This is a genomic window from Myxococcus sp. XM-1-1-1 (assembly GCF_020037095.1).
Taxonomy (GTDB): domain Bacteria; phylum Myxococcota; class Myxococcia; order Myxococcales; family Myxococcaceae; genus Myxococcus; species Myxococcus fulvus.
Genome location: NZ_JAIQDH010000061.1, coordinates 1 through 1995 on the forward strand (window position 1 = coordinate 1; position 1995 = coordinate 1995).

Sequence of the window (1995 nt, forward strand, 5' to 3'; positions counted from 1 at the left end):
CCATGGTGCGTCCTGAAGGACGAGAAAGAGGAGCACGTCCATGCTCCACCAGACCTGCGGGTGAGAGTCCCGTCCGGGTAGACACCGGAGTGCCCGGTAGCAGGCCCCAGCCGGTCGCCGAGAGGCGGCAGGCCACAGCGGGGCGTCAAAAGCCTCCGACAGGGAGGGAGCAAGAGCACGGGCCGCAACATGAAGTGAAGCCTGCCGCCTCGACAGAGACACAATGGGAGAGCCGAGCCGAGCATGTCACGGTGAAGGCCAGGTCCGCTGCGGACGAGTCCGGGTGTGAAGCAGCGGAACTCCCCGGGGTATGGGGCGCGGCACGTGTTCAAGGAGTGGTGGGGAACAGGAGAGACCCGACTGCGCAGCCGTCGTCGCGGCAGGGCCCCGCGTATAAGCCGAAGGCGAAAGCGAGGGGAGTGCAGCGGGAGTCCGAGGGGGCCGTAGTACCGATGAGGGGCGTGCAGGACAACGCGCCCGGAGGGAAGGGCCCCTGCTTGAGTGGTGCTTGGGTGGGAGGTAAGAGCGAGGGCATGAGCCGCCACGGCGGCTCCAATCTCCCCGGTGGACCAGAGTCCACCGACAAAGTTCGACGACTCCAGCGCAAGCTCTTCGTGGCAGCCAAGCGGTGCAAGGAGCGCCGTTTCCATGCGCTGTATGACCGAGTCCACCGGAGTGACGTCCTGTGGGAAGCGTGGGAGCGGGTTCGACGCAACAAGGGCGCGGCTGGCGTGGATGGAGTCACGCTGGCGGCGGTGGAGCGGTACGGCGCGCAGCGGCTGGTAGAGGAGCTGGGCGAGGTGCTGCGAGCAGGAGCGTACAGGCCGCCCGCGGTACTGAGGCGGTACATCCCCAAGGCGGACGGGAAGCGAAGGCCGCTGGGCATTCCGACGGTGAAGGACCGCATCGTGCAGATGGCGGTGAAGTTGGTGCTGGAGCCGGTATTCGAGGCGGACTTCCTGCCGTCCTCGTATGGCTTCCGGCCTCGCCGAAGCGCGTTGCAGGCCCTGGAGCGCATCCGGGAGGTAGTCAATGCCGGATGTCGCCACGTGCTCGACGCGGATATCCGCGATTACTTCGGCAGCATCGAGCATGAGCTGCTGATGGAGCGGGTGGAGCGACGGGTGTCGGACCGCAGGGTGCTCAAGCTGCTGAGGCAGTGGCTGAGTGCGGGAGTGGTAGAAGAGGGCCGGTACTCCGAGACGGTCTCGGGGACGCCGCAGGGCGGAGTGGTTTCTCCGTTGCTCTCCAACATCTACCTGCACTTCTTCGACAGCGTGTGGCAGCGGCAGTGCGCGCGGGTAGGCGAGCTGGTGCGCTACGCGGATGACTTCGTGGTGCTGTGCAAAAGCCGCGAAGCTGTCGAGGAGGCTGAACGAAGAGTGCGAATCATCTTCGAGAGGCTGAAGCTACGACTGCATCCGGAGAAGACGCGGCGAGTGGAACTCACCGAGGGCAAGGAAGGCTTCGACTTCCTGGGCTGTCACCTGCATCAACGCATGTCGGGCAAGCTGCTGGAGGAGCGTGGCCTCAAGCGCTACTACCTGCACAGATGGCCGTCAGCGCGGAGCATGAAGCGGGTGAGGGCCCGGGTGAAGGAGCTGACGAGTCGTCAGCGGTACGGGGTGAAGGACGTGCGAGTCATCATCGCCGACCTGAATCCGGTGCTGCGAGGGTGGGGCAACTACTTCCGCAGCGGGAATGCAGCCCGGAAGTTCAATCAGCTCGACCCCTACGTGTGCAGGCGGCTGCACCAGTTCATGGTGAAGCGCAGGGGAAGGAACCTGCGAGCCGGACAGGCTCACGAGTGGAATCGGGAATGGTTCTGGGGACAGGGGCTCCACCGATTGCGTGGGACGATTCGTTACCCGAAACCGTGCATGCTGCACGACAACACTCTCGTTAAGCCGTATGCGGGAAAACCGCACGTACGGTTTGAAAGGAGGCGGGTGGAAACGGGCCGCTGACCGGTACCGCGCCACCCATCTACCAATG

At 64.9% G+C, this 1995-nt stretch carries 1 protein-coding gene; it reads left to right on the forward strand.

Annotation, left to right across the window (positions count from 1 at the left end):
• Positions 1–533 precede the first annotated feature (533 nt).
• On the forward strand, positions 534–1967 hold the full coding sequence (gene ltrA, locus K8640_RS42295) for a group II intron reverse transcriptase/maturase (protein WP_223752268.1): 1434 nt from the start codon (positions 534–536) through the stop codon (positions 1965–1967).
• Positions 1968–1995: the final 28 nt, after the last annotated feature.

Excerpts from the sequence above, each read along its gene's own strand:
- ltrA (WP_223752268.1), top strand. The coding sequence starts at position 534 with ATGAGCCGCCACGGCGGCTCCAATCTCCCCGGTGGACCAGAGTCCACC.